This is a genomic window from Actinoallomurus sp. NPDC052274 (assembly GCF_040679475.1).
Taxonomy (GTDB): Bacteria; Actinomycetota; Actinomycetes; order Streptosporangiales; family Streptosporangiaceae; genus Actinoallomurus; species Actinoallomurus liliacearum.
On record NZ_JBFAUT010000015.1, the window covers coordinates 38,627 to 58,270 of the forward strand.

Below are 19,644 nucleotides of genomic sequence, written 5' to 3' on the forward strand. Positions count from 1 at the left end.
AGTCTGCTGCACAGAGTGTCCCATGTCCCCTTGAGCTTGATTTGTTAGGGAGCCTCTCTTACATTCTCTGAGACGTCGCTCACCAGCGAGAAGGCGGAACACGCGCCACGAAAGGGAGTGGGGAGCCCATGTCGTCTCCCGCAGCGCCGGGGTTCGAACGACGCCTCGGACTGTTCCAGGCCACCACCGTCAACATGACTCAGATGTGCGGCATCGGGCCGTTCCTCACCATCCCCGCCATGATCAGCGCGCTGCAGGGCCCGCAGGCCATGTTCGGCTGGCTGATCGGCGCGATCATCGTGGTCGCGGACGGCCTCGTGTGGGCGGAACTCGGCGCGTCGATGCCCGGCGCCGGCGGCACGTACCTCTACCTCCGTGAGGCGTTCCAGTACCGCACGGGCCGGCTGATGCCGTTCCTCTTCGTGTGGTCGGCGGTGCTGTTCATCCCGTTGATCATGTCGACCGGGGCGATCGGCGTGGTGCAGTACGCCGGTTACCTGTGGCCCGCGCTCGTCCACGGCAACGGGCTGTCGGGCCTCGGCCACGTCTTCGCGGTCGGCGTGGTCGTGCTCGTCGTCCTGGCGCTGTACCGACGGATCGGCGACATCGGCCGCCTGACCTCGATCTTCTTCGTCGTCATGCTGGTCACGGTGCTCGGCGTGATCGTCGCGGCGTTCACCCACTTCCACGGCAGCGTGGCCTTCGGCTTCCCGCACGACGCGGGCTCGAAGTTCTTCAGCGGGCTCGGCGCGGGCCTGGTCATCGCGGTCTACGACTACCTCGGCTACAACACCAGCGCCTACCTCGGCGCGGAGGTGCGCGACCCGGGGCGCGTCATCCCGCGCTCGATCGTCTACGCGATCCTCGGCATCATGGGGCTGTACTTCCTGCTCCAGGTCGGCGTGCTCGGCGTCGTGCCGTGGCAGGAGGCCAAGGAGTCCAGCTCGGTCGCGTCGCTGGTGCTGGAACGCTCCTGGGGCAAGGGCGTCGCCCAGGTGTTCACGATCGGGATCATCATCACGGGTTTCGCGTCCGTGTTCGCCGGGCTGCTCGGCGGCTCGCGGGTGCCGTACAACGCGGCGCGCGACAAGGTGTTCCTGCCGTGGTTCGGGCGGCTGCACCCGCGCCTGCACTTTCCGACCGCCGGCCTGTACGCGATGGGCGTCATCACGGCGATCGGCTCGCTCTTCACCCTCACCGATGTGATCAGCATGCTCACCACGGCATTCGTGCTCGTTCAGTCGGTGGCGCAGATCGTCGCGCTCACCGTGCTGCGGCGGCGTCAACCGAACCTGCCCCGCCCCTACAAGATGTGGCTCTACCCGCTGCCGAGCATCGTCGCGCTGGCCGGCTGGATCTACATCTACCAGGCCGCCGGGCTCAAGCCGATCCTGCTGTCGCTGGGCTGGCTCGCCCTGGGCGTCGTCGCCTACCTGATCTGGGCCCGCGCCGAGGGGACCTGGCCGTTCGGGCCGAAGGAGATCCGGGAGTCCTTCGTCGAGGCCGCGGAGCCTCAGGGGCAGGCCGCCGCATGACGACGGGGGGAACGTCGGTCGGCGAGTTCGTGCTCGGGATCGACTTCGGGGGAACGAAGGTGGCGCTCGCGACGGCGAGCGTCACCGGAGAACGGCTGCGCGGCACCCGCCTGCCGACACGCGCGGCCGACGGCGCCAAGGAGGTGGTGCGCCGGGTCCTGGACGCGGCGCACGGCCTCGTCGCCGAGACGCCCGGCCGCCTCGTCGCGGCCGGCGTGTCGACGTTCGGGGTGATCCGCGAGGGCCGGGTCCGCCTGGCGCCGAACGTGCCGGGCTGGGACGACCTGCCGCTGCCCGCCCTGCTCCGGGACGGGCTCGGCGTGCCGGCCGTGCGCGTCGACAACGACGTGAACGCCGCGGCGGCCGCGGAGCTGCGCTGGGGGCGGCTCCAGGGCGCCGACGTGGGCCTCTACGTCAACTTCGGCACCGGGAGCGGCGCGGCGCTCGTGGTCGGCGGCCGGGTGGTGCCCGGCACGCACGGCGCGGCCGGCGAGATCGGTTACCTGCTGCGCGACCCGGCCGAGCCGGGGTACGCCGACGGGCGCGCGCCGCTTGAGGAGTACACCTCCGGCAGCGGCCTGGCGGCACGCGGCTCCGCACTGCTCGGCGAGCAGGTCACGGCCGAGGGGCTGTTCGCCCGGCGCGACGAGCCGGCGGTGGCGGCGCTGCTCGACGACGCCGCCGCGACGATCGGGATGGCGGTCGCCAACCTGACGACCTTCCTGGATCCGCAGCGCGTCGTCGTCGGCGGCGGGATGGCCGAGGCGTTCCTGCCCGCCGTACGGGCGGCGGTCGACCGGGCCGTGCCCTTCCCGCCGCCGGTCGAGGCCGCGCGCTTCGTCGACGACGCCGCGCTGATCGGCGCCGTCGCGCTCGGCCTCCAGGCGACCTGACGGAGCGACGCTCCGCCGCGGACACGGGCGTCCGTCGCGGACACGGGCGCGGGCACAGGTGTCCGTCGCGGACGCGGGCGCGTGCGGGTCCGTCGAGGCACCCGCACGCGAGAAGGGCGAGAGCCCGTCTCGAAGCTCCGTCCGCACGAGGACGGCGGGGCTTTGAGCTCAGACCCTAGCGACCGGCGGCACCGCCGTTGTCGCGGCGGTCCAGCGCGGTCTGCACGGCTCTGGCCGCCTCTTCGGCGGCGTCGTCGGCGGGGGTCCAGGCGGAAGTGGCGTCCATGGGATTCGTCTCCGTGAAGATCGTCATCAAGGCGAACGGATCAGGTGGGACTCATGGCCAGTGGCGAACTCCGCGGCGGGTCGCCGGCCTGCCCGAAGATCAGACCCCGCCGCGGCAGCGAAGGATGAGTACGCAGCGCCGCATGACCTTCTCGACGCTACCCGCTGCGCCCCGCCCTGTCTCGGGTCGCGGCCAGGAATCTCACATCTCAAGACACGTTGCCGGGCGATCCCGTGCCACCTGCGGACTCTTCCGCCCCTCCCCTGACGAAGGATCTCCCTCCTAAAGATCGACCCGGCGGCCCTGCTCCGCGCCGATCTCCTCGGCGATCGCGTCGACGAGCTCGGGTGCCAGCGCGGAGTCGACGGTCAGCGCGATCAGCGCCCGGCCGCCCTTCTGGTGCCGGCCCACCTGCATTCCGGCGATGTTGACGCCCGCGTCGCCGAGCAGGCGGCCCACCACGCCGACCATCCCGGGCCGGTCGGTGTAGGTGAAGAAGCCCATGTGCGCCGCCGGGGCGATCTCCATGGCGTAGCCGTTGACCTCGACGATCCGCTCCACGTGCCGCGGCCCGGTCAGGGTGCCGGACACCGAGACGACCGCGCCGTCGGGCATCGTGCCGCGGACCGCCAGGAGGTTGCGCCAGTCCGGGCTGTCCGCGCTGGTGGTCAGCGTCACCTCGACGCCGCGGGCGCGGGACAGGAGGGGCGCGTTGACGTACGTCACCGCCTCCTCGACGACGTCGGTGAACGCGCCCTTCAGCGCGGCCAGCTCCAGCACCTTCACGTCATGGGCGGTGATCTCCCCGCGTACGTCGATCTCGACGCGCACGGGCAGCCCGCCGGCGAGCGCGGTGAAGATCCGCCCGAGCTTCTCCGCGAGCGGCAGCGCCGGCTTGACGTCCTCCGCGACGACGCCACCGCGTACGTTCACCGCGTCCGGCACGAACTCGCCGGCGAGCGCCAGCCGCACCGACCGCGCCACCTGCGTGCCGGCCTTCTCCTGCGCCTCGTGCGTGCTCGCCCCCAGATGCGGGGTGACCACGACGTTGTCGTGCTGGAAGAGGGGGCTGTCCGTGCACGGCTCGGTGCCGAACACGTCGAGGCCCGCGCCCGCGACACGCCCCTCCTTCAGCGCGAGGTCGAGGGCGTCCTCGTCGATGATGCCCCCGCGCGCGGCGTTGACGATCCGCACGGACGGCTTGACCAACCGCAGTTCCCGGTCGCCGAGCAGGCCCAGCGTCTCGGGGGTCTTCGGCAGGTGCACGGTGATGAAGTCGCTGGCGCGCAGCAGTTCGTCGAGCGGGACGAGCCGCGCGCCGAACTGCGCCGCCTGGGCCGCCTGAACGTACGGGTCGTAGGCGATCACCTGCATGCCGAACGCGGCGAGCCGCTGCGCGACGAGCACGCCGATGCGGCCCAGCCCGAGCACGCCGAGCGTCTTGTCCTGCAGTTCCACCCCGGTGTAGGCGGCGCGCCGCCACTCGCCGCGCTTCAGCGAGGAGTGGGCCTGCGGGACGTTCCGGGCGATGGCCAGCAGCAGCGCGATCGCGTGCTCCGCGGCGGTCACGATGTTGGAGGTCGGCGCGTTCACGACCATGACGCCGGCCCTGGTCGCCGCCTCGACGTCGACGTTGTCGAGCCCGACTCCCGCGCGGGCGACGACGCGGAGCCGGGGCGCGGCGGCGAACACCGGCGCGTCGACCGTCGTCGCGCTGCGGACGATCAGCGCGTCCGCGTCCGCCACCGCGGCGAGCAGCGCGCCGCCGTCGGCGCCGTCGACGTGACGGATCTCGAAGTCCGGCTCCAGCAGCGCCAGACCGGCGGGCGAGAGCTGTTCGGCGATGAGGACCACGGGCCTCGTGCCGTGCTCATCGATTCCCTGGCTTCGCTCGGTCATGGGACCTCCTTCGTCGGCCTCATGACCACGGTGCTGTGCTCGTTCGGTGCCCTCGCTCCGCTCGGTCACGGGACGACCCCCTACGTGTGGCTGCACGGCGTGGGGGCGTGCGTCCGCCGGAGCGCGCACGGCGTGACCTCGCCCTACACGATGGTAATTACAGGCGGTGAACGCGCCAGTGGGATCGGGCCATTACCTCGTCCCGTGGCCAGGATCGGCCCATGGGGTACCCCCCACGCACTAATGTCGGGCGTATGGCTAATGGAAACCCGAAGCTGGCCGACGTGCTCGCTCAGCGCGGTGAACCCGAGGAGATCCTGCGCTCGCTCGTCGACGGCGGGGTCCTCATCGTGACGAACCCCGACGGCTCGGTCCTGGTGGGGCAGCTCGAGGACGAGAGCGTCGCCCTGGCGGCCTTTACCCGCCCGGAGGCGTACAGCGAGAAGTCCGACAGCGAGGAGTTCCAGCACGCCGACGCGGCCCTGCTGCTGGAGATCGCCCGCAGCGGCGAGGTCCAGGCGATGGTGATCGATCCGGAGAGCGACGACGCCGCGCTCATCCCGTTCAGCGACATCCAGGGCTACCTCGTCACCCAGGGCATGGGCGTCGACGAGGACGTCGAGGTGGCGTTCCGCGCCAGTGAGCACGAGCTGGTCGCCCCCCTGAAGACGGGCGTCGCCGAGCGGCTGGCGGACTACCCCGCGGTCGAGCGGGTGTGGATCTCCGACGTCCGGATGCCGAGCGGCGTGGAGGGCATCATGCTGCACGTCGTGCTCTCCGAGGGCGCCGACCCGCAGCTGGCCAACGAGCTGCTGCAGGCGGTCATGGAGAAGCTGCCGAGCAGCGACGTTCCCGTGTTCGCCCACGTCGCCGACGCCGAGAGCGAGGAGTTCCTCTCCGAGATGAACGCCGACGTCGTCCGGCGCTGACCGGCCGCCCGCTCACCGCCGGGTGCCGGGCCGGAGGAGCGCGTTCTCGTACGCGTAGATCACGGCGTGCACGCGGCCACGCAGGCCGAGCTTGTCCAGGACGCGGCCGAGGTGCGTCTTTACCGTCGTCTCGGCGATGGACAGCGTCCGGGCGATCTCCGTGTTGGTCCGGCCGCCGACTACCAGGTCGACGACCTCCGATCCGGAGGTCGTCCATTCGGCGACAGAGCGGCCGGGCCCACGGACCGGGTACGGCGGGCCGGTACCGTCAGGCCACACTGCGCATCGCGGTACGGGCCAGGACGGCGGTGACCGCGCCGGTGTCGGCGATGTACACGTGCGGCACGTCGACGAAGACCCGCATCGTCCCCGCGGGGAGGCCGACCGCCCCGGCCACCTCGAGCTGCACCGCGCGCAGCGGCAGGTAGTTCAGGTAGCTCGTATAGGCGTTCTGCGAGCGGAACGTCGCGGTCATCGAGACGCGCGAGGACCGCACGCGGAACGCCAGGGCGGCCAGGCACGGCACGGCGTCCTGCCGCTCGCCGGGGACCGTCAGGGAGATCCACCCGCTCTTCGTCCACGGACGGGACCGCAGCAGCTCGATCACCCAGTCGACCTGGTCGACGCCGAGCGCGTCGCGCAGCCGCGCGCCGTAGCTGTACTTGAACGGCGGCACGACGTCCGTTCTGGTGAACTTCGCCGTGTAGCGGGCGACGGCCTCGGCGTCGCCGTACGCGCGGACGATCGGATCGTCCCAGCCGAGCGACGCGATCTCGAACAGCCGGGGTGGCGCCTCGATGACCGGGCCGCGGTCGTCGAGGCCGGCCACGCCCGTCGTCCAGACGTGCCGCATGAGGCCGATCCACGCCTCTCCGCACGTGTGCCAGCGTTCCACCTCAGGACTCCACGGAGGGGAAGCCGTACGGGTTGGCCGGGCCCTGGCGCCGGCGGGCCGCGCCGAGACGGACGTGGTAGATGAGGAACAGCAGCGTGGCGGTGACCGCGATCCAGATCGTCACGACGATCGCGGTCGGCCGCGCGCCCGACAGTCCGAGCAGCCCGATCGAGATGTACGCCGCGTCGACGATCGCGAGCCCGATGGCGGTGAGGCCGGAGCTCGACGTCGGCGCGAACGCCTCCGGGTAGGCGGGGTCCACCGGCAGGTTCGGCGCCCAGCCGACCTGGCTGAAGTGGTCGCGGAGCTCCTCGACGTACAGCAGCCGGAAGTTGTTGACCGCGCGCGCCGTGCGCAGGTGCCGGGACGTCGCCTCGATCAGGCGGAGGTACGGCAGGACGCCCATCGCCCCGAAGATCGCCGTGAGGGCGAAGACGTACGGGGGGATGCGGTGCCAGGACGTCAGCGCGGCCGGGTCGAGGACCTTGGCGCTCGCCAGCGCGACGACCGCGGCGAACGGCGCGGCCAGCAGGCTCATCGCGAACCGGAGCATCTTCAGCCGCTCGTCCGAGGCTGCGAGGTAGACCTGGTAGATGCCGCCGAAGTCGGTGGCAAGGAGGGGGATGAAGTCGGTCGGGTCGATGTCGGCCCGGCGTACGTGGAGTTCGGTCTTGGGAGATCCTAAAGATGTCTTACGCATGAGCCCGTCCCGCTCTCGCGCCTCAAGGCACGGCTCCGGGCAACCATGCCACCGGAGTCGAAACCGCCCATTTCGCCGCCCTCAGTATCCTCCTTCCCGCCACCGGTCTGCGCCGGAATCACGTTGAGGCGCGTCCTGAATCGGCATTCGTTGCACTGACTTACAAAGTGCTATTGACCACCCGCGAGGGTCCGGCGGTTGCCGAGTTTCGAACCCCCGAACGACCTCGCCCCGGCGCGTGCGTCCGCACGCGCCGGGGCGAGGATCGGTGGTCGAGCCCAGGTCTCGGGCTCAGCCCGGGGAACTCAGTCCTGGAGCCAGGACATCATCGGGCGGAGCTTGGCGCCGGTCTGCTCGATCGGGGAGTTCTGCTCCTCCTCGCGGCGCTTGAGGAAGTTCGGCCGGCCGGCGTCGAACTCGTCCACGAGCTCCTTGGTGAAGGTGCCGTCCTGGATCTCCTTGAGGATCTTGCGCATCTCCTCGCGGGTCTGGTCGGTGATGATGCGCGGGCCGCGGGTGTAGTCGCCGAACTCCGCGGTGTCGGAGATCGACCAGCGCATCTTGGACAGGCCGCCCTCGTACATGAGGTCGACGATCAGCTTCATCTCGTGCAGGCACTCGAAGTACGCGGCCTCGGGCTGGTACCCCGCCTCGACGAGGGTCTGGAAGCCCGCCTTGATGAGCTCGGACACGCCGCCGCACAGCACGGCCTGCTCGCCGAACAGGTCGGTCTCGGTCTCCTCGGTGAAGGTCGTCTTCAGCGCGCCCGGCCGGGTGCCGCCGATGGCCTTCGCGTAGGAGAGGGTGAGCGGCCAGGCGTTGCCGCTGGCGTCGCGCTCGACGGCGACGAGCACCGGCACGCCGCGGCCCTCGGTGTACTGGCGGCGCACGAGGTGGCCCGGGCCCTTCGGCGCGACCATGGCCACGTCGACGCCCTCCGGCGGCTCGATGAGGCCGTAGCGGATGTTCAGGCCGTGCCCGAAGAAGAGGGCGTCGCCCTCGACGAGCGACGGCGCGATCGCGTCGGCGTACACCTGCCGCTGCAGGTGGTCCGGGATCAGCACCATCGTGAGGTCGGCCTCCTCACAGGCCTCCTCCGGCGTGACGACGCGCAGGCCGTCGTTCTCGGCCTTCTCCCGGCTCTTGGAGTCCTTCGGCAGGCCGACGCGGACGTCCACGCCGGAGTCGCGGAGCGACAGCGCGTGCGCGTGTCCCTGGCTGCCGTACCCGAGCACCGCGACGTGGCGGTCCTGGATGACGCTCAGGTCGGCGTCGTTGTCGTAGAAGATCTCAGCCACTTGCCTTTGCCTCTCTGAAATTCACGCGCTGCGCTCGATGGCGCGCAACGAGCGGTCGGTGATGGAGCGGGCGCCACGGCCGATGGCCACCATGCCCGACTGCACCAGTTCCTTGATACCGAAGGGCTCCAGGACCCTGATCAGGGCCTCCAGTTTGTCCCTGCTTCCCGTGGCCTCGACCGTGACCGCGTCCGTGGCCACGTCGACGACCTTCGCGCGGAAGAGCTGGACGGTCTCCAGGACCTGCGAGCGGGTCTCGGCGTCGGCGCGGACCTTGATCAGCACCAGCTCGCGCTGCACCGAGGCCGAGGAGTCCAGCTCGACGATCTTGATGACGTTGACCAGCTTGTTCAGCTGTTTGGTGACCTGCTCCAGCGGGAGCTCCTCGACGTTGACGACGATCGTCATCCGGGAGATGTCCGGATGCTCGGTCGTGCCGACGGCGAGGGAGTCGATGTTGAATCCTCGCCGGGAGAACAGCGCGGCGACCCGGGCGAGGATGCCGGGCTTGTTCTCGACCAGCACCGAAAGCGTGTGCCTGCTCATGTCAGTCAGTCACCGTTCTCCCAGTCGGGCGCCATGTCCCGGGCGATCTTGATCTCGTCGTTGCCGGTGCCGGCCGCCACCATCGGCCAGACCATCGCGTCCTGGTGGACCACGAAGTCGATGACGACCGGGACGTCGTTGATCTCCATGGCCTTGGCGATCGTGGCGTCCACGTCGGCGGGGTTGTCGCAGCGCAGCCCGACGCAGCCGTACGCCTCCGCGAGCTTGACGAAGTCGGGGATCCGGCGGGACTGCAGGTCGGTGTTGGAGTAGCGGCCGTCGTAGAACAGGGTCTGCCACTGCCGGACCATGCCGAGGTTGCCGTTGTTGATGATCGCCACCTTGATCGGGATGCCCTCGATGGCGCAGGTGGCCAGCTCCTGGTTGGTCATCTGGAAGCAGCCGTCGCCGTCGATGGCCCAGACCGGCGTCTCGGGCCGGCCCTGCTTGGCGCCCATCGCGGCCGGCACCGCGAAGCCCATCGTGCCGAGCCCGCCGGAGTTGATGAACGACCCCGGGTTCTCGTAGCCGATGAACTGCGCGGTCCACATCTGGTGCTGGCCCACTCCGGCGACGTACAGCGCGTCCGGGCCGACGACCTTGCCGATGCGCTCGATGGCGTACTGCGGGGCGAGGCTGCCGTCCTCCGGCTGGTCGTAGCCCAGCGGGTAGGTGTCGCGCCAGGCGTTCAGCTGGCGCCACCAGTCCTCGTAGTCGCCCTTGCGGCCCGCGGCGTGCTCGGCGCGCACGGCGTTGACCAGGTCGGTGAGGACGTCACGGGCGTCCCCGACGATCGGCACGTCGGCGTGGCGGTTCTTGGAGATCTCGGCCGGGTCGATGTCGGCGTGCACGATCTTCGCGCCGGTGGCGAAGCTGTCCAGGTTGCCGGTGACCCGGTCGTCGAACCGCGCGCCCAGCGCGATCAGCAGGTCCGAGCGCTGCAGCGCGCCCACCGCGCCGACGCTGCCGTGCATGCCGGGCATGCCCATGTGCAGCGGGTGGCTGTCGGGCAGCGCGCCCTTGGCCATCAGCGTGGTCACCACCGGCGCGCCGGTCAGCTCGGCGAGGGCGCGCAGCTCCGCGGCGGCCCGCGCCTTCAGGACGCCGCCGCCGACGTACAGCACGGGGCGCCTCGCCTCGATCAGCAGGCGGGCGGCCTCCCTCACCTGCTTGGCGTGCGGTCGCGTCACCGGCCGGTACCCGGGCAGCTGCATCGGCTGCGGCCAGACGAAGTCGACCGCGTTCTGCAGCGCGTCCTTGGAGATGTCGACGAGGACGGGACCCGGCCGGCCGGTCGAGGCGATGTGGAACGCCTCGGCGATCGTCCGGCCGATCTCGGCGGGGTCGGTGACGAGGAAGTTGTGCTTGGTGATCGGCATCGTGATGCCGGAGATGTCCGCCTCCTGGAAGGCGTCAGTGCCGATCGCGCCGCTCGCGACCTGGCCGGTGATCGCGACGATCGGCACCGAGTCCATGTACGCGTCGGCGATCGGCGTCACGAGGTTCGTCGCCCCGGGGCCGCTGGTCGCCATGCACACGCCCACCTTGCCGGTCGCCTGCGCGTACCCCTGAGCGGCGTGCCCGGCGCCCTGCTCGTGCCGTACAAGGATGTGGCGGATCTTCTGCGAGTCGAAGAGGGGGTCGTACGCGGGGAGGATGGCCCCGCCGGGGATCCCGAAGACGGTGTCGACGCCGACCTCCTCCAGGGCTCTGATGAGCGCCTGGGATCCGGTCATCCGTTCGGTCATCTGCTTCATCCTTGGTGGTCTTGAGCGCTGGGCTCTGCCCCTGGCGTGCCCGTACGGACGGTGCCGTCCGGGACGCGGTGCGCGGGGCCGGGGTTATGGCCAACAAAAAACCCCTCGCGCCGGATGGCGGTCGAGGGGAGCGCGCAAGCGATCTACTCGGTCAGCTTGCGCGCCGACCAAGTACGAGAATCAGGTTGCGGTTCATGGTGTCAACCATGGTGGGTTTCCCGGCCCGCGTCAAATCCCTGGACGGTATGTCTCAGTATACGAGATGAATGCGGTGGTTCGCCCACCGTGACCGCGCCCACCGTGACCGCGCCCATCGTGCGCCCGTCCGGCCCCGGCCGTCGGCGCGCCGGCGACGCGTCCGACGGCCGGGGCCGCGTTTCACGCCAGGGCCGACGCCCACTCGTCGACGGTGACCACGTCCGCCTGCCGGGGGAAGACCTTCTCGGTGAGGACCCGGTGGACCTCGGGGTCCGGGTCGACGCAGGCGTCCGCCAGGACCGTGAGCCGGTAGTCGAGGTCGGCGGCCTGGCGAAGGGTGGACAGGACGACGCCGCTGGTGGCGATCCCGGTGAGGATCAGGTGGTCGATCCCGCGGGCCCGCAGGACGAGCTCGAGGTCGCTGCCGGCGAAGGCGCTGACCCGCTTCTTGGTGATCACGACCTCCTCCGGTCGCGGTTCGACGTCGGGGTGGATGGCCGCGCCGGGGTCCTCCGCGGTGAAGGCTCCCGGCGGCAGGGCCCCGAACGCCTTGTTGCGGTCGGTCGTCTCCGGGTGGCCGGAGCGGAAGCCGATGACGACGTGCATGACGGGGACGCCGGCGGTACGGGCCGCGTCGAGCGCCCGGGTGAGGCGCGGCAGGTAGTCGGCGTCGTGCACACGGCTCACGATGCCGTGCTGGACGTCCATCACGAGCAGGGCGGCGTTCTTCATGGTGTCTTTTCCGTTTCCAGTTTTGAGATCAGGCCCGGCCGGCGCCGGACCGAGGTGAGATGTCGTCCTTGTCGGTACCGGCCCTGCGCAGCGAGCGGTCGAGCACGGTGATCAGGAGGAACACGCCCCCGACGGCGAGCATGAACCAGGCCAGATGATGCAGCCCGCCCGTGTCGGCCCGATGGGAGAAGAAGGCGCCGGAGGCGGCGGAGGAGACCATCGCGCCGAGGTACATGAAGGTGCGCAGCAGCCCCGCGGACGAGCCGGTCCGCGCCGGGTCGGCCTGGTAGTACACCGAGTTCTGCAGGGCGAGGCTGTTCAGCCCTTGCGGGACGCCGCAGACGATCGCGACGGCGACGAGCAGCCACACCGCGCTGCCCCGGTGGAGCGGCAGGAGCAGGGCACAGGCGGCGACCTGGCCGGCCGCGCCCACGAGGAGCTTGCCGCGGATCTCCTTGTGGCGTCCGGTCAGGGAGGAGACGACGATGCCGGTCAGGAACATCGGCAACAGCGCGAGCCCGGCCTGCGAGGCGGACAGCCCGCGCCCGTCCTCCAGCCACTGCGTGTAGCCGTACAGGAAGGAGTACGACACGACGTAGGCGAGGAGCGCGCGGACGTAGGTCAGCAGCAGGGGCACGTTGCCGCCCAGCACCCCGAGGTCGATGAACGGCTCGGCCGCGCGCGACTCCCGGAACGCGAACCCGGCCGCCGCCACGACGGCGAGCGCCGGGAGGTACCAGTGACCGGCTTTCGGGCTCATCAGGAACAGCAGCAGCGCGACGAGCGTCGCGGCGAACAGGACCATGCCCGACAGGTCCAGCCTCGCCACCGGCCGCCGTTGCGCGGTCCGCTCGGGCAGGGGCGTCCTCGGCAGCCGCCACATGCCCATGATCAGACCGGCCGCCGCGAGCGGGATGTTGACGGCGAGGGTCGCCCGCCAGCCGCCCACCGCGATCAGCAGGCCGCCCAGGGTGGGGCCGATGACGGCGATGGTCTGGGTGCTGACCGCGATCACGGTCAGCACGCCGGCGGGGCTTCCCCGGCCGGTGCGTTCGGCCTCGCTGCGGATGAGGTACATCGCGGCGGGGTAGCCCGCACAGGTCCCGAACCCGAGCAGCACCCGCGCGACCACGAGCACGCCCAGGCTCGGGGCGAGGAGGCCGACCAGTCCGGCGACCCCGACCAGGGTGGTGCCGGCGAGGAACAGCCGGCGCGGCCCGTACAGGTCGATCAGCCGCCCGACCACGGGCTGCCCGATCGAGGTGGCGAGGTAGAGCGCGGACACCAGCCAGGCCGTCTGCGACGGCGGCGCCCCGAACGCGGCGCCGATCGGCACCAGCGCGACCGAGACGATCGAGGAGTTGACCGGGTTGAGGATCGACCCGAGGATCATCGGGGCGAGCAGCCTGCGGTCGAAGGCGTCGCGCGGGCCGCTCCCCCCGCCGGTGCTCCCCGAGCGGTCGACTTCCGTATCTCTCGGGGGTCCTCCTTCGTCGGAGGGGCGACCCGTGAGGGCTGCGCCTTCGATTCCCTCGCTTCGCTCGGTCGGGGGTCCTCCTTCGTCGGAGGGGCGACCCGCGAGGGCTGCGCCTTCGATTCCCTCGCTTCGCTCGGTCGGGGGTCCTCCTTCGTCGGAGGGGCGACCCGTGAGGGCTGCGCCTTCGATTCCCTCGCTTCGCTCGGTCATTGGCGCGTGAGCCGGTCGAGGAGGGTCAGCGCCTCGAGCACGGTCTGCCGTTCGTCCTCGGTGTAGTGGTCCTGGAGCGCGCGGGCCAGCCACTCCTCGCCGGCGCGCCGCTTGTCCTCCAGGTACACCTGGCCGGTCTCGCTCACCGAGAGCAACTGCCGGCGGCCGTCGCCCGGGTCCGGCCGGCGCTGGACCAGGCCGCGCTCCACCAGCACCGCCAACGTGGCGGCCATCGACTGCGGCCGGACGCGCTCGGCGGCGGCCAGGTCGCTCGTCGACGCCGGCCCTGCCTTGCTGAGCCTGCTCAGCGCGGACGTCTGGGACGGAGTGAGCCCCTCCGTGTCATAGGTCTCCCGGAACCGCCGGCGCAGGCGGCCGACCACCACGCGGACCTCGCGCGCCGCGCGGACGGCCGACTCGGAGACGACCGAATCGATCTCTGTCATGCCGACCACGCTAGAACCTTCAGTCCAAACTGTCCAGTTTGAACTGAACAGTGCGAACTGCCGGGTCATCGCACGTCCGAGATTAGTTGACGCATCACCTATTCGTCCGTACCTTAGTTGAAAGTTGAACGCCCCCGGCCGGGTCGACTTCGAAACAGGAGAGAACCAGAAACAGGTGAGGACCATGGGACAGCTCGACGGAAAGACCGTCGTCGTCACGGGCGGCACCAGCGGCATCGGACTGGCCGCGGCCCGCCGGTTCGCGCAGGAGGGCGCCCGCGTCATCATCACCGGGCGCCGCAAGGAGGCCCTGGACGAGGCCGCCGCCGCCATCGGCGGGTCGGTGACCGCGGTCCAGGCCGACAGCGCCGACCTGGCGGACCTGGACCGCCTCTACGCGACCGTCGCCGACCAGGGACTGCGCATCGACGTCCTGTTCGCCAACGCCGGCGGCGGTGAGTTCGCGACGCTCGAACAGGTCACCGAGGAGCACTTCGACGCGACGTTCGACACGAACGTCAAGGGGGTGCTGTTCACCGTCCAGAAGGCGCTGCCGCTGCTGAACGACGGCGCGTCGGTGATCCTGACCGGCTCCATCGCGGCGACGGCGGGCAGCGAGGCGTTCGGCGTCTACGGCGCTTCCAAGGCGGCGGTGCGGTCCTTCGCCCGCACCTGGGCCAACGAGCTCAAGGGCCGCGGCATCCGCGTCAACACCATCGCCCCGGGCCCGATCCAGACCCCCGGCATCGACGGGCTCGCCCCCGACGACGAGCAGGCCGCGCAGCTACGGGGTCAGCTGGCGAGCACCGTGCCCCTGGGCCGCATGGGCCGGCCGGAAGAGGTCGCCTCCGCGGCCGTCTTTCTCGCCTCGTCCGAGAGCAGCTTCGTCACCGGCACCGAGCTCTACGTCGACGGCGGCGCCGCCCAGGTCTGACCGCAACGGCCGGGCCGGCCGACATCCGGCCCGCCCGGCCCGGTCACCGGTGCCGCGCCGCGGCCCGTACGACGCTCGCGGGCGCGGTGATGGTCGCTCACCGCGAAAGCAGTGCGTGACATGTCAACTTCCACGTACCGTGGGCCCATGAGTGCAGAAGCCCGCTGGCTGACGATGACCGAGGAACGAGCGTGGCGCGGCCTGTTGCGGATGCACGATCTGCTGGTCAACCGGGCCGGCCGGTCGATGCAGGAGGGATTCGGGCTGTCCGCCACCGACTACACGGTTCTGGCCGAGCTGACCCGGGCGTCCGACGGCCGGCTGCGCATCCAGGAACTCGCTCAGCTCCTGGGGTGGGAGAAGAGCAGGGTGTCGCACCACCTCGCCCGCATGGTGAAGCGCGGCCTGGTCGCCCGCGAGGAATGCGCGGACGACCGGCGCGGGGCGTTCGTGGTCGTCACCCCTGAGGGCCGATCGGCGATCACCGCCGCCGCACCACGTCACGTGGAGGACGTCCGGCGCTACTTCCTGGACCATCTCACGCCCGGCCAGATCACCCTGCTCGCGGAGATCGCCGATCTGGTCATCGAGAAGAACGACGATCACTGACGACCCGTCGCCGGGGTCATGCGGGTCCGATGTCGAGTACGGCCTTGCCTCGGACGCGGCGGGCGAGGAGCGCCTGGGCCGCCTCCGGAGCGCGGTCCCACGAGCCGCGCCAGCCGATCTGCGGGTCGAGCGTCCCACGGGCGAGGAGATCGACCAGGTAGGCGAGGTCGGGGCCGAACGCCTCCCGGCCGACGTTGAAGGGCTCCAGCCGCTTCCGCCCGCCGGCCAGGCGCTCCTGTTCGAAGTCGATGGTCGTCGGCTCGCGCGAGGCCATGCCGATGCTCTGCGCGCATCCGCCGGGCGCCACCAGGCCGAAGGCCTCGGCGAGCAGCGCGCCGCCCACGTTGTCCAGCACACCGAAGACCGGCGCGGCAACGTCCCGCAGGTCGGTCACGACCTCGTCGGCGCCGAGCTCGAGCAGACCCTCGGCGCGACCCGGTCCGCCCACGACCGCGATGACGTACGCGCCGGCGCGGGCGGCGAGCTGGACGGCGAATCGGCCGACCCCGCCCGACGCCCCGGTGACGATCACCCGACGGCCGATCACCGAGCCGAGCCCCCGCAGCGCGCGCAGCGCGGTGACGCCCGCAGCCGGGAGCGCGCTCGCGGCCCCGAGGTCGACGGAGTCGGGGACGACGGCGAGGTCCGCCGTGTCGGCGGCGCGCAGCTCGGCCCATGCGCCCGCCTCCCAGCCGAAGCCCACGACACGTGTGCCGGGCGGCGGGCCGGAGCCGTCGGCCGCCGCCTCGACCACCACCCCGGCGGCGTCCATTCCCAGGACGTTTCCCGGCCGGGCCCGCTCGGCCAGGAACCCGACGTCGACGAAGTTGAGCGACGCGGCGTGGACCTGGATCAGCGCCTGATCCCGGCGTGGGACGGGGTCCGGGACGATACTCAGGCTCAGGCCGGCCGACGCCTCGGGGTCATGAACAACGGCTCGCATGTCACTCCTGCTCGGACAAGGGGGCGGCGCCCCCGGCACTGCCACGGATCGACGGCGCGGCCCGATGGCCGCGTCCTCGCCCACAGAGTTCCGGAGAATCCTTCCAACCGTCCAAGACCTGCTGTCATAACCTCTGGCTATGGATGTCCACCTGCGGGACCTGAGGTACTTCGTCGCCGTCGCGGAGGAGCTCAGCTTCACCCGAGCCGCCGCCGAGCGGCTCTTCATCTCCCAGCCCGCGCTGAGCAAGCAGATCCACCGGCTGGAGCTCGAGCTCAGGGCTCCGCTCTTCGTACGGGACCGGCGGTCGGTCACGCTGACCCCGGCGGGCAGCGCTCTGCTGCCCCACGCCCGGCGGCTCATCGAGGAGTGGGAGCAGGCCCGGGGCGCGGTCGCCGAGGCCGCGTCCGCGCAGGAGGCCGTCCTGACGGTGGGCTTCCAGACGAGCATCGGCCGCGGGCTGATCCCCGCCGTGCGGGCGACGATGGCCCGCCTGCTGCCCGGGTGGCGTCTCCGGTTCCGCCAGATCTCCTGGTCCGACCCCACGGCCGGGCTGGCGAACGGCGGCGTCGACGTCGCCGTCGCCTGGCTGCCGGTGCCCGGGGACGCCTTCGCCTGGAAGGTGATCACCCGGGAGGACCGGTGGGTCGCCCTGCCGGCCGGTCATCGGCTGGCCGCGCTGCGGGTCGTGCCGTTCGCGGACATCGTCGACGAACCGTTCATCGCCCTCCCGCCCGAGGCCGGGGCGCTGCGCGGATTCTGGCTCGCCGAGGACCATCGCGAGACGCCGGCCCGGGTCGCCGCGTCCGTGGAGACCACCGACGAGACGTTCGAGGCGGTCGCGTCCGGGCTCGGCGTCGTGCTGCTCGCCGCGGGTAACGCCGAGATCCACCGCCGGGACGACATCGTCTACCGCCCGGTCAGCGGCCTGTCCCCCGGAGAGCTCGCGGTCGTCTGGCGCGCCGCCGACGACCGGGAGGCCGTGCGCGTCTTCGCCGAGGCCTGCTGTCTCTGCGCCGCGTCCGGGACACCGGCCGAGTCGGCCGGACCGTGACCCTCACCGTCACCGTCACCGTCACCGTCGCCGGAAGGGAACTGGTCCTTCTGGGTGCGCCACGGCAGGAGGACAGAGGTCGCGATCAGCAGGACGCCCGCCGTGGCGATGGCGGTCCGGGCGCTCGTGAGGCCGGCCAGGACACCCCACAGGGCGGTCGCCCCGGCGGTGGTCGTACGGGAGCCGGCCCGCCAGGTGGTGAGGACGCGGGCCAGCTTGTCATCGGCGGTCCGTTCGAGGCGGCGCGTGGCCATGACGGGGTTGTACACCCCCATGCACGTGATGATCCCCAGCTCCGTCGCCATCACGACGAGGAGGCCGGCCGTGCCCGGTCCGGTGAAGGACAGCCCGACGAGCCAGACGGCCCTCGCGACGCCGAAGCCGAGCAGGATCCTCCGCTGCCCGTACCGGCGGGTCAGCGGCCCGGCCAGCCTGGCGCCCAGGATGCCGCCCAGGCAGGGCACTCCGAACGCGAGCCCGTACTCCAGCGTGCTGAATCTCAGGTCGTGCAGCATGAGGTACATCAGCAGCGGGGCCGTCGCCATGATCAGCGCCCCGACGAGGGCGTTGTTGGCGAACAGCAGCCGCAGTTCCCGGTCGGCGACGATCGCCCGCCAGCCCTGCCCGACCTCGGCCAGGCGCGACCCGCCGACCGTCCGGGCGGGAGGCTCGGGCTCGGTCCGGGAGATGGCCCGGATCCCCAGCGCCGACAGCAGGTAGCTGACCGCGTCGAGGACGACCGTCACGACGGGGCCGAGCACTCCGATGAGCGCCCCGCCCGCCGGAGGCCCGATGGCCGTCGAGACCCACGAGACGGTCTCGAAGCGGCGGTTGGCCTCCAACAGGTCGTGTCGGGGCACCAGCGCCTTGAGGTTCGCGCCGGCCGCCGCGGTGAAGACGATGTCGGCCACGGCGACGACGACGGCCACGCACACCAGCTGAAGGTAGGACAGCGTTCCCGTCGCGTACGCGATCGGCACGGAGAGGAGCACGAGGAAGCGGACCAGGTCGGCGCGGATCATCAGCCGCCGTTTCGGCCGGAACTCCACCCACGGGCCCAGCGGGAGCGCGAGCACGGCCGCGGCCGCTCCGCCGGCCGCGGCGAGGAGGGACACCTGCGCGGCGCTCGCGTGGACGACCCGGACGGCGATGATCGGCAAGGCGTCGAACGCGAACCACGTGCCCAGCGTGCTGACGGCGAAGGCGCGCCACAGCCACGCGAAGTCCCGTCCCAGCCCCTGGCCCCGCGCCATCCCGCACTCCCCTCGCCGCAGCCCCTCGCCGACCGCCAGCGATCCAACACCCGCGGACCGCCACGCCACAAACAACCGTGCGGGCAACGGCACAACCGGCGGTTGTACGCTCCGTTCGGTGAACATCGAAGCGGTCCGGGCGTTCGTCCTCATCGCCGAGCACGGCCGGTTCCAGGACGCGGCGGCCGAGCTCCGCGTCACCCAGCAGGCCGTGTCGAAGCGGATCGCCGCGCTGGAGCGGTTCCTCGGCGTGCCGCTGTTCACCCGGGGCGGGCACGGAGCGGAGCTCACCGTGGACGGCCGTTCCTTCCTGCCGCACGCCCAGGCGGTGCTCCTGGCGGTGCGGGGCGCCGTCGAGTCCGTCCAGCCGGACCGGCGTGCCCTCCGCGTCGACGTTCTCAGGCGGCGCCTGGTCTCCGCCGATCTCGTGCTGGGCTTCCACACGCGCCACCCCGAGGTGGAGATCGACCTCGTCGACCTCGGCGGGGCGCAGGCGGCCTTCGACGCGCTCCTCGACGGCTCGATCGACGCGGCCTTCTGCTGTGTCCGCGACCCGAACGCCCTGCCGGCCGTGATCTCCCACCGACGCGTCCACGACGAGCCGCTGGAGCTGCTGGTGGGACCCCGGCACCCGCTCGCCACCGCCCGCGAGATCCGCCTGGTCGACCTCGCGGCGTACCGGGTGTGGGTGCCGGGCATCATCGCGGGCACCGAGTGGGGCGACTACTACGAGGCGATGGCCGAGGACTTCCGGATCGGCATCGACGCGACGGGGCCCGACTTCGGGATGGAGCACCTGCTCGACACCATCACCGACTCGGCGACCCTGACGACCTTCATCGGCCCGCGGATGCGCATCGCGTGGCCCCAGCGGCACGAGCTGCGGCGGATTCCGATCCGCCGCCCGACGCCCATCTACCCGTGGTCGCTGGCGTGGCACTCGGTCAATCGCCACCCCGCGCTGGGAACGCTGCGCGACCACCTGCTCGAGACGGCCGCGCCCACCTCGGGGCCCGATACGTGGCTCCCGAGGTGGGCGCGGACCTGAGG

The 19,644-nt window shown here is 71.5% G+C and carries 17 protein-coding genes and 2 pseudogenes; 7 read left to right on the forward strand and 12 right to left on the reverse strand.

The window, feature by feature from the left end:
* The first annotated feature begins 128 nt into the window (after positions 1–128).
* Both AB0K82_RS15325 and AB0K82_RS15330 read left to right on the forward strand, forming a co-directional pair.
* On the forward strand, positions 129–1,535 hold the full coding sequence (locus AB0K82_RS15325) for an APC family permease (protein WP_364397147.1): 1,407 nt from the start codon (positions 129–131) through the stop codon (positions 1,533–1,535).
* On the forward strand, positions 1,532–2,428 hold the full coding sequence (locus AB0K82_RS15330; RefSeq protein ID WP_364397149.1) for an ROK family protein: 897 nt from the start codon (positions 1,532–1,534) through the stop codon (positions 2,426–2,428). Before AB0K82_RS15325 ends, AB0K82_RS15330 begins: the two co-directional genes overlap by 4 nt.
* Before the next feature lie 568 nt (positions 2,429–2,996).
* Here AB0K82_RS15330 and serA read toward each other — a convergent pair.
* Entirely contained in the window at positions 2,997–4,613 is a 1,617-nt protein-coding gene (gene serA, locus AB0K82_RS15335; protein WP_364397152.1) for a phosphoglycerate dehydrogenase, read from the reverse strand.
* 254 nt (positions 4,614–4,867) lie between these two features.
* On the opposite strand from serA, the gene AB0K82_RS15340 reads away from it, so the two are divergent.
* Positions 4,868–5,542, forward strand: coding sequence for a hypothetical protein (locus AB0K82_RS15340; protein WP_364397154.1), 675 nt, complete (start codon positions 4,868–4,870; stop codon positions 5,540–5,542).
* A 12-nt stretch (positions 5,543–5,554) separates the two neighbouring features.
* On the opposite strand, the gene AB0K82_RS15345 is transcribed toward AB0K82_RS15340, so the two are convergent.
* The 9 genes and pseudogenes from AB0K82_RS15345 to AB0K82_RS15385 all read right to left on the reverse strand — a co-directional run bounded on the left by AB0K82_RS15345 (position 5,555) and on the right by AB0K82_RS15385 (position 13,801).
* Positions 5,555–5,821 carry a LuxR C-terminal-related transcriptional regulator gene (locus tag AB0K82_RS15345; protein ID WP_364397157.1) on the reverse strand — a complete coding sequence of 89 codons (267 nt, stop codon included), beginning with the start codon at positions 5,819–5,821 and terminating at the stop codon, positions 5,555–5,557.
* Positions 5,811–6,437, reverse strand: coding sequence for a thymidylate synthase (locus AB0K82_RS15350; protein WP_364397159.1), 627 nt, complete (start codon positions 6,435–6,437; stop codon positions 5,811–5,813). The genes AB0K82_RS15345 and AB0K82_RS15350 overlap by 11 nt, the downstream gene beginning before the upstream one ends.
* A 1-nt stretch (position 6,438) precedes the next feature.
* Positions 6,439–7,137, reverse strand: a complete 699-nt coding sequence (locus AB0K82_RS15355; RefSeq protein WP_364397162.1) for a hypothetical protein — start codon at positions 7,135–7,137, stop codon at positions 6,439–6,441.
* Positions 7,138–7,442: 305 nt separating this feature from the next.
* Positions 7,443–8,426: a ketol-acid reductoisomerase gene (ilvC, locus tag AB0K82_RS15360; protein ID WP_364397425.1), complete on the reverse strand. Its 984-nt coding sequence runs from the start codon at positions 8,424–8,426 to the stop codon at positions 7,443–7,445.
* Positions 8,427–8,456: 30 nt separating this feature from the next.
* Complete coding sequence (gene ilvN / locus AB0K82_RS15365) at positions 8,457–8,981, reverse strand: acetolactate synthase small subunit (protein WP_345357370.1); 525 nt, start codon at positions 8,979–8,981, stop codon at positions 8,457–8,459.
* 5 nt (positions 8,982–8,986) lie between these two features.
* Positions 8,987–10,747, reverse strand: a pseudogene (locus AB0K82_RS15370) (acetolactate synthase large subunit); the annotation flags it as partial.
* Positions 10,748–11,116: 369 nt separating this feature from the next.
* On the reverse strand, positions 11,117–11,668 hold the full coding sequence (locus tag AB0K82_RS15375; protein WP_364397165.1) for an isochorismatase family cysteine hydrolase: 552 nt from the start codon (positions 11,666–11,668) through the stop codon (positions 11,117–11,119).
* 28 nt (positions 11,669–11,696) lie between these two features.
* Positions 11,697–13,061 carry an MFS transporter gene (locus tag AB0K82_RS15380; RefSeq protein WP_364397168.1) on the reverse strand — a complete coding sequence of 455 codons (1,365 nt, stop codon included), beginning with the start codon at positions 13,059–13,061 and terminating at the stop codon, positions 11,697–11,699.
* Positions 13,062–13,351: 290 nt separating this feature from the next.
* Positions 13,352–13,801, reverse strand: a complete 450-nt coding sequence (locus AB0K82_RS15385) for a MarR family transcriptional regulator (protein WP_364397171.1) — start codon at positions 13,799–13,801, stop codon at positions 13,352–13,354.
* A gap of 184 nt (positions 13,802–13,985) precedes the next feature.
* On the opposite strand from AB0K82_RS15385, the gene AB0K82_RS15390 reads away from it, so the two are divergent.
* Positions 13,986–14,735, forward strand: a complete 750-nt coding sequence (locus tag AB0K82_RS15390; RefSeq protein WP_364397174.1) for a glucose 1-dehydrogenase — start codon at positions 13,986–13,988, stop codon at positions 14,733–14,735.
* A gap of 147 nt (positions 14,736–14,882) precedes the next feature.
* Positions 14,883–15,344, forward strand: a complete 462-nt coding sequence (locus AB0K82_RS15395) for a MarR family transcriptional regulator (RefSeq protein ID WP_364397176.1) — start codon at positions 14,883–14,885, stop codon at positions 15,342–15,344.
* 16 nt (positions 15,345–15,360) lie between these two features.
* Here the strand turns inward: AB0K82_RS15395 and AB0K82_RS15400 are convergent, their stop codons facing one another.
* Positions 15,361–16,287: a zinc-binding dehydrogenase gene (locus tag AB0K82_RS15400; RefSeq protein WP_364397178.1), complete on the reverse strand. Its 927-nt coding sequence runs from the start codon at positions 16,285–16,287 to the stop codon at positions 15,361–15,363.
* Positions 16,288–16,426: 139 nt separating this feature from the next.
* On the opposite strand from AB0K82_RS15400, the pseudogene AB0K82_RS15405 reads away from it, so the two are divergent.
* Positions 16,427–17,233: pseudogene (locus AB0K82_RS15405) on the forward strand (LysR family transcriptional regulator); the annotation flags it as partial.
* Here AB0K82_RS15405 and AB0K82_RS15410 read toward each other — a convergent pair.
* Positions 17,197–18,594, reverse strand: a complete 1,398-nt coding sequence (locus AB0K82_RS15410; RefSeq protein ID WP_364397181.1) for an MFS transporter — start codon at positions 18,592–18,594, stop codon at positions 17,197–17,199. The pseudogene AB0K82_RS15405 and the gene AB0K82_RS15410 sit on opposite strands and share 37 nt — an antisense overlap.
* A 118-nt stretch (positions 18,595–18,712) precedes the next feature.
* Between AB0K82_RS15410 and AB0K82_RS15415 the strand changes: the two genes are divergently transcribed.
* Entirely contained in the window at positions 18,713–19,642 is a 930-nt protein-coding gene (locus tag AB0K82_RS15415) for a LysR family transcriptional regulator (RefSeq protein WP_364397183.1), read from the forward strand.
* Positions 19,643–19,644 lie beyond the last annotated feature (2 nt).

Bases quoted from the DNA above. Each gene is read 5' to 3' on its own strand.
- AB0K82_RS15325 (WP_364397147.1), top strand. From the start codon at position 129: ATGTCGTCTCCCGCAGCGCCGGGGTTCGAACGACGCCTCGGACTGTTC.
- AB0K82_RS15330 (WP_364397149.1), top strand. From the start codon at position 1,532: ATGACGACGGGGGGAACGTCGGTCGGCGAGTTCGTGCTCGGGATCGAC.
- serA (WP_364397152.1), bottom strand. From the start codon at position 4,613: ATGACCGAGCGAAGCCAGGGAATCGATGAGCACGGCACGAGGCCCGTG.
- AB0K82_RS15340 (WP_364397154.1), top strand. From the start codon at position 4,868: ATGGCTAATGGAAACCCGAAGCTGGCCGACGTGCTCGCTCAGCGCGGT.
- AB0K82_RS15355 (WP_364397162.1), bottom strand. From the start codon at position 7,137: ATGCGTAAGACATCTTTAGGATCTCCCAAGACCGAACTCCACGTACGC.
- ilvN (WP_345357370.1), bottom strand. From the start codon at position 8,981: ATGAGCAGGCACACGCTTTCGGTGCTGGTCGAGAACAAGCCCGGCATC.
- AB0K82_RS15375 (WP_364397165.1), bottom strand. From the start codon at position 11,668: ATGAAGAACGCCGCCCTGCTCGTGATGGACGTCCAGCACGGCATCGTG.
- AB0K82_RS15380 (WP_364397168.1), bottom strand. From the start codon at position 13,061: ATGATCCTCGGGTCGATCCTCAACCCGGTCAACTCCTCGATCGTCTCG.
- AB0K82_RS15385 (WP_364397171.1), bottom strand. From the start codon at position 13,801: ATGACAGAGATCGATTCGGTCGTCTCCGAGTCGGCCGTCCGCGCGGCG.
- AB0K82_RS15390 (WP_364397174.1), top strand. From the start codon at position 13,986: ATGGGACAGCTCGACGGAAAGACCGTCGTCGTCACGGGCGGCACCAGC.
- AB0K82_RS15395 (WP_364397176.1), top strand. From the start codon at position 14,883: ATGAGTGCAGAAGCCCGCTGGCTGACGATGACCGAGGAACGAGCGTGG.
- AB0K82_RS15400 (WP_364397178.1), bottom strand. From the start codon at position 16,287: ATGCGAGCCGTTGTTCATGACCCCGAGGCGTCGGCCGGCCTGAGCCTG.
- AB0K82_RS15410 (WP_364397181.1), bottom strand. From the start codon at position 18,594: ATGGCGCGGGGCCAGGGGCTGGGACGGGACTTCGCGTGGCTGTGGCGC.